Consider the following 6,482-nt stretch of genomic DNA (forward strand, 5'->3'; position numbering starts at 1 on the left):
GGGTCACGCGCGGCTTTTACTGAGCGCGATGACAAGCAGCCACAGCGCGCTCAGACCGGCGAAGCTGGTGACAAAAAGCGCCTGATAGCCCGCGTCGGTGGCGGGGCCGACCCATGCGGTGAGCGCCGCCGCAATGAGCGCGAGGAAGAGATAGGGCAGGGCGGCGCTCAGCAGATCAGGCATCTTGCTGCCATCCGGACATGAGCGCAGCGCGCAGGGCTGGCAAAAGCCTTGCGCCTTGCGTGTCGGCCCATGTCCGCAGCCGCAGGCGAAGGTAAGCCCACAGCCCGAGGCGATCCGCCAGCACGTCGCCATAGCGTTCCTCGTCTGCGATATCGCGGTCCCACCGGGCCAGACGCGCCTGCGCCTCCTCGGGATCGTTCACGTTGGACAAATCGTCAAAGAGGATCGGTCGGCCCGGATCGGCAAAGCTCGCGCCGGGCTGCCATGCCATCAGGAAGGGGCCGCGCCGCGATGGGTTGAGCTGCCCGCTGTCCACCGCCGCCCCGATCGCCAGATCGGCGGTCTCGAAGCGATAGCGCTGCAGGGCGATGGCGCAGGTCTCGCCGGGAGGGGCTTGCCGCGCGCGCTCGGCGGCGGCAGAGCTTTGCATGGGCCAGACGGTGACCACGACCCGCTCAGAGGAAGGCCGCTCGGGCTGGGTGCGTTCAGGGGTGCTTAGGGACGCGACGAAGGCACGACAGATCATCGCGGCTCGCGCGGCCTCGGGGTCGCTGCTGTCCTTTGGGAACTGCGGGCCGCGGGCAAATGCGATCACCCCAAAGGCCCCGAAATCGCCCGGAGAGAGATCGCCGGGCCCCACGAGCAGCCGCGCCGAGCCATGATAGAGCGCGCGCCCGGTCTGAGCGGTTGCGGGGCTTATGGTCCAAGTCTGGCTTTCGCGGTTTCGGGTCGAAAAGGCCGATGCGGGCCCGGTCGCGGAGACTTTCGAAGAGGCGCTCCGAAGCGGCGCATAGACCGCTTCTGGCAGGCTGGCAAAAAGAACAATCAGAAAGACGGCGGGTAGAATATGGCGCATGGCAAAGGTGTCAGTCGATCATCAATGGGTGAACTCAATTAATATCAATATACCTATGATTGTATCACGAAGGCTGGTTCATGGGAACGGCTGGCGGCGTGGCAATGGCTAACAGCGTGTGTGTGCCCACAAAACCGTCAGTCATGCGTTCCGTGCAATTGTGCACATCGCTTTGCGCGCTTGCCGCAGCGCGGCGCGCGCTTATCTCTCGTTTCCCATGCCGGCCACCGTGGTCGGCAAGACACTGGACCCAAGCAAGGGAGAGACTTCATGACCGAGGCGCTCTTTACCCCGTTCACCGCCGGTGCCATCGAGATGGCCAACCGCGTGGTGATGGCCCCGCTCACCCGCAGCCGTGCCGACAATGACACCGCCGAAGTCGGCGACCTGCATGTGGAATACTACCGCCAGCGCGCCGGCGCAGGGCTGATCATCACCGAAGCCTCGCAGATCTCGCCGCAGGGCAAGGGCTATATCAAGACCCCGGGCATCTATTCCGAAGGCCAAGTGGCCGCGTGGAAGAAAGTGACCGATGCGGTGCATGCCGAAGGCGGCAAGATCGTCATCCAGCTTTGGCACGTGGGCCGCATCAGCCACACGTCGATCCAGCCGGACGGGCAAGCCCCGGTCGCGCCCTCGGCGATCCCCGCAGGATCCAAGACCTTCACGGTCGATGGTCCGGCGGAAACTTCGACGCCCCGCGCGCTGGAAACCGAAGAGCTGGCCGGCATCGTCGCCGACTACCGCCACGCCGCCCGCGCGGCGATCGAGGCTGGTTTTGACGGCGTCGAGGTACATGGCGCCAATGGCTATCTGATCGACCAGTTCCTGAAGACCGGCGCCAACAAGCGCGAGGACCAATACGGCGGCTCGATCGAGAACCGCGCGCGTTTCCTCTTTGAGGTGCTGGACGCGGTCACCGACGAGATCGGCGCCGACCGCACCGGCCTGCGTCTGTCGCCCTTCTCGCCGGCCAATGGCATCGACGACGATGACCCGCAGCCGCTGTTCGAATATGTGGTGAAGAAGCTGAACGCTTATAACCTGTCGTATCTGCACGTGGTCGAAGGCGCCACCGGCGGCCCGCGCGAGCTGGCCGAGGGCGAGAGCCTCGAGGCGCTGCACCAGCTCTATGAGGGCGTTTGGATGGGCAACAACGGCTATGACCGCGAGATGGCCATCGAGGCCGTCAAGAGCGGCAAGGCCGATCTGGTGGCCTTTGGCCGTCCGTTCATTTCGAACCCCGACCTGGTGACGCGCCTGCAAAAGAACGCGCCGCTGAACGAGGGCGACCAGAACACCTTCTATGCGGGCGGGGAGCAAGGCTACACCGACTACCCCACCCTGAGCGACGCCGCCTGACCGGGCGGTGAAGGGACGCGCCGCGCGAATGTTAACCCGTGATGCCGTTAAGGCTGTTGTAAGGTTTTCGCGCGGCGCGCCTCTATTCTCTCGCCATAGGCGAATTGGCGGCTTGCGCCCGGCGCAGCGGAGCGTCACATTGGTGAGAACGGGTCCCGCGCGCTTGAAAAGTTAACGCCCGCGCCCCACCTGAATACTCCGACAGGGGACGGCAAGGGTCGCCGATATCCGGGGCCGGACCGTCCTGCCACTAGCAAGGAATGCGTATGCAACAGCCTCTCAACACATCCTATCCGGTGCTGCCGCTGCGGGACATTGTTGTGTTTCCGCATATGATCGTGCCGCTCTTCGTGGGGCGCGAAAAATCGGTGCACGCGCTGGAAGAGGTTATGGCCGACGACAAGCAGATCCTGCTTGCCGCCCAGATCGACCCGTCTGTGGACGATCCCGATTCCGACGGCATCTATCGCGCTGGCGTGCTGGCCAACGTGCTGCAGCTGCTCAAGCTGCCCGACGGCACCGTGAAGGTGCTGGTCGAGGGGCAGGCGCGCGTGAAGATCACCGAATACATCGAAAATGACCGCTTCTTCGAAGCCAAGGCCGAGTATCTTTCCGAGATGCCGGGCGACACCGCCGCGATCACCGCGCTGGTGCGCACCGTCGGTGAAGAGTTCGAACGCTACGCCAAGGTCAAGAAAAACATCCCCGAAGAGGCGCTCTCGGCGGTGTCCGAAACCACCGATCCGGCCAAGCTGGCCGACCTCGTCGCGGGTCATCTCGGCATTGAGGTGGAACAGAAGCAGGAGCTTCTGGAAACGCTGCCCGTGAGCGAGCGCCTCGAGAAGGTCTATGGCCTGATGCAGGGTGAGCTGTCGGTTCTGCAGGTCGAGAAGAAGATCAAGACCCGCGTCAAGAGCCAGATGGAGAAGACCCAGCGCGAGTACTATCTGAATGAGCAGATGAAGGCCATTCAGAAGGAACTCGGCGACGGCGAGGACGGTCAGAACGAGATCAACGAACTGGCCGAAAAGATCGAGGCCACCAAGCTCTCGAAAGAGGCCAAGGAAAAGGCCGAGGCCGAGCTCAAGAAGCTGCGCAATATGAGCCCGATGTCCGCTGAGGCGACGGTGGTGCGCAACTACCTCGACTGGATGCTGTCGATCCCATGGGGCGTGAAAAGCCGCGTGAAGAAGGATCTGGGCCGTGCTCAGGAAATCCTCGATCACGACCACTACAGCCTCGAGAAGGTCAAGGAACGGATCGTCGAGTATCTCGCGGTTCAGGCGCGCAGCCAGAAGCTGAAGGGCCCGATCCTCTGCCTCGTCGGCCCGCCGGGCGTGGGTAAGACCTCGCTGGGCAAGTCGATGGCCAAGGCCACCGGGCGCGAATTCATCCGCATCTCGCTGGGCGGCGTGCGGGACGAGTCCGAGATCCGCGGCCACCGCCGGACCTACATCGGCTCGATGCCGGGCAAGATCATCCAGGCGCTGAAAAAGGCGAAAACCACCAACCCGCTCATCCTGCTCGACGAGATCGACAAGATGGGGCAGGACTTCCGTGGCGATCCCGCATCGGCGATGCTCGAGGTGCTCGACCCCGAACAGAACGGCACCTTCGTCGATCACTACCTTGAGGTGGAGTACGATCTGTCGAACGTCATGTTCGTGACGACCTCGAACTCGTACAACATGCCCGGCCCGCTGCTCGACCGGATGGAGATCATCCCGCTCTCGGGTTACACCGAGGACGAGAAGCTCGAGATCACCAAGCGTCACCTGCTCGACAAGCAGATCAAGGCGCATGGCCTGAAGAAGGGCGAGTTCACCATCACCGACGAGGCGCTCACCGACATCCTGCGCTACTACACGCGCGAGGCCGGTGTGCGGAACCTCGAGCGGGAAGTGGCCAAGATCGCGCGGAAAGCCGTGACCAAGATCGTCAAGGGCGAGACCAAGCATGTGGAAGTCACGCGCGAAAATCTCGACGACTTCCTCGGCGTGAAGAAATTCCGCTACGGTCTGGCCGAGGACGAGAACCAAGTGGGTGTCGTCACCGGGCTTGCCTATACGTCGGTCGGCGGCGATCTGCTGCAGATCGAAGCGCTGCGCCTGCCGGGCAAAGGCCGGATGAAAACCACCGGCAAGCTTGGCGACGTGATGAAGGAGTCGATCGAGGCCGCGTCGAGCTATGTGCGCTCGATCTCGCCGCAGATCGGGGTGAAACCGCCGAAGTTCGACAAGATGGACATCCACGTCCACGTGCCGGACGGCGCCACGCCCAAGGACGGCCCTTCGGCTGGTCTGGCGATGGTGACGGCGATCGTCTCGGTGCTGACCGGCCTGCCGGTGCGCAAGGACATCGCCATGACCGGCGAGGTCACTCTGCGCGGCAATGCGTCGGCCATCGGCGGGCTCAAAGAGAAACTGCTCGCGGCTCTGCGGGGGGGCATCAAGACGGTGTTCATTCCCGAAGAGAACGAGAAGGAGCTCGCCGAGCTGCCCGACAACGTGAAGCAGGGGCTCGAGATCATCCCGGTCAAGCACGTCTCGGAAGTGCTGGAGATGGCGCTGATCGGCAAGCCCGAGCCCATCGAGTGGGACGAGGAGGCCGAAGAGGCCGCCGCCGCCCTGCGTGCGAAGGAAGAAAAGGCCACGGGCGCGACAGCGCATTGAGCACCGGCGCGACGGCGCATTAAGCCGCCGTCCAGCGCAACGCTTGAGTGCAAAGCTTCAGGGGCGGGCCTTCGGGTCCGCCCCTTCTTCATGGGGCCCCATTCGAGGCCCAAACGCCGCTTCGTCTAGATAAAAATATCCCGGGGAGTCCGCGCAAGCGGACGGGGCAGAGCCCCAGTTTTTATCCCGCGCGCGGGCCGATGCAGCTGCCCTAACGTCGGGCGAAAAATTTGTGAATTTTTTGCTCTGATCCCTCTTGCGCCCCCCCGGTCCTATCAGTAAAAGCCCGCCTACCGGGTGATTAGCTCAGTGGTAGAGCGCTTCGTTCACATCGAAGATGTCAGGAGTTCAAATCTCTTATCACCCACCATTATTTCTAAAGGCGCGCTGATCGGTTCCCCCGAGGCGCGCCTTTTTCCTTTCCAGATCAAGCCATCAGTCCCGATGGCGCAGCGGTGGCAGCGGCGCCTGACCGTGCTCGGACAGGCCGATGTCCCGCGCCAGATGCGGATTGGCCCGCAAAGCGGCAGCGCGATGCGCGGCCCGGCGCCGGGCCAACCAGCGCTGCAGGATCACGCGAAGGGAAGGGCGGCGGGTACGGGGGGTCTCGAACGTGTGGATCGGGGCGGTCATGATGTCTCTTTCCTTGCAGAGTCGGTGAACGCCTGTGAAAATGCTTCCTCAAGTACACTTGAGGTCAAGCGCCAATTTCCCTGCCGGAGAGACGTCATGCCGAAGCCAAAGGCCCGCGATCTGAGCGTTGGGGAAATGGCCAAACGCGCCGGAGTGGCGGTGTCGACGTTGCATTTCTACGAGTCTGAAGGGCTGATCGAAAGCTGGCGCACCGACGCGAACCACCGGCGCTACGACAGACGCGAGCTTCGCCGGGTCGCCGTCATTCGGGTGGCGCAGCAGATGGGCATCCCACTTTCCGAGATTCGCGAGATGCTCGCGGCGCTGCCGCGCACGCGCCCGGTTGGAAAGGCCGAATGGCAGCAGGTATCGGAAGGCTGGCGTGACCGGATCGACGCGCGGATCCGCCGTCTCGAGCAGTTGCGGGACGAGCTTGAGGGCTGCATCGGCTGTGGCTGCCTGTCGCTGGAAAGCTGCCCGCTCTACAACCCGTCGGACCGCCGTGGAGCCGATGGACCGGGGCCGCGCAGATGGATCGACAAGTTGACGAAGGATGAGGCTTGAAAGCCGCCGCAAGCTTGGCTAAACCGCCCCTCACGGGTGATTAGCTCAGTTGGTAGAGCGCTTCGTTTACACCGAAGATGTCGGGAGTTCGAGTCTCTCATCACCCACCATTATACTGCATTGAAATCGCTCAAGCTCCTGTTATTCATGAGTATAAGCGTATCCGCCGTCTCTGCCCCATTGATGTTCGGGTTGCCCCTGGCTTTTTGGCG

At 63.2% G+C, this 6,482-nt stretch carries 6 protein-coding genes and 2 tRNA genes; 5 read left to right on the plus strand and 3 right to left on the minus strand.

Annotated features, from left to right (window positions below):
* Positions 1–3: 3 nt before the first annotated feature.
* Positions 4–183 carry a hypothetical protein gene (locus G0A00_RS14970; RefSeq protein WP_164182425.1) on the minus strand — a complete coding sequence of 60 codons (180 nt, stop codon included), beginning with the start codon at positions 181–183 and terminating at the stop codon, positions 4–6.
* Positions 176–1,039, minus strand: coding sequence for a hypothetical protein (locus G0A00_RS14975; RefSeq protein WP_164182424.1), 864 nt, complete (start codon positions 1,037–1,039; stop codon positions 176–178). Before G0A00_RS14975 ends, G0A00_RS14970 begins: the two co-directional genes overlap by 8 nt.
* Before the next feature lie 270 nt (positions 1,040–1,309).
* Between G0A00_RS14975 and G0A00_RS14980 the strand changes: the two genes are divergently transcribed.
* The 3 genes from G0A00_RS14980 (at position 1,310) to G0A00_RS14990 (ending at position 5,443) form a co-directional block, all read left to right on the plus strand.
* A complete protein-coding gene (locus G0A00_RS14980; RefSeq protein WP_164182422.1) occupies positions 1,310–2,401 on the plus strand; it encodes an alkene reductase in 1,092 nt (363 codons plus the stop codon).
* Between the two features lie 266 nt (positions 2,402–2,667).
* Positions 2,668–5,073: an endopeptidase La gene (gene lon, locus G0A00_RS14985; protein WP_164182420.1), complete on the plus strand. Its 2,406-nt coding sequence runs from the start codon at positions 2,668–2,670 to the stop codon at positions 5,071–5,073.
* A 295-nt stretch (positions 5,074–5,368) separates the two neighbouring features.
* Positions 5,369–5,443 (plus strand) — tRNA-Val (locus tag G0A00_RS14990).
* 65 nt (positions 5,444–5,508) lie between these two features.
* Here G0A00_RS14990 and G0A00_RS14995 read toward each other — a convergent pair.
* The gene (locus G0A00_RS14995; protein ID WP_164182418.1) at positions 5,509–5,706 is read right to left on the minus strand and encodes a hypothetical protein; all 198 of its coding nucleotides are present in this window, start codon (positions 5,704–5,706) and stop codon (positions 5,509–5,511) included.
* A 96-nt stretch (positions 5,707–5,802) separates the two neighbouring features.
* Between G0A00_RS14995 and soxR the strand changes: the two genes are divergently transcribed.
* Both soxR and G0A00_RS15005 read left to right on the plus strand, forming a co-directional pair.
* Positions 5,803–6,270, plus strand: a complete 468-nt coding sequence (soxR, locus tag G0A00_RS15000; RefSeq protein ID WP_235953108.1) for a redox-sensitive transcriptional activator SoxR — start codon at positions 5,803–5,805, stop codon at positions 6,268–6,270.
* A 34-nt stretch (positions 6,271–6,304) separates the two neighbouring features.
* A tRNA-Val gene (locus tag G0A00_RS15005) sits at positions 6,305–6,380 on the plus strand.
* Positions 6,381–6,482 lie beyond the last annotated feature (102 nt).

Source organism: Salipiger sp. PrR002, from assembly GCF_010500775.1.
Taxonomy (GTDB): Bacteria; Pseudomonadota; Alphaproteobacteria; order Rhodobacterales; family Rhodobacteraceae; genus Salipiger.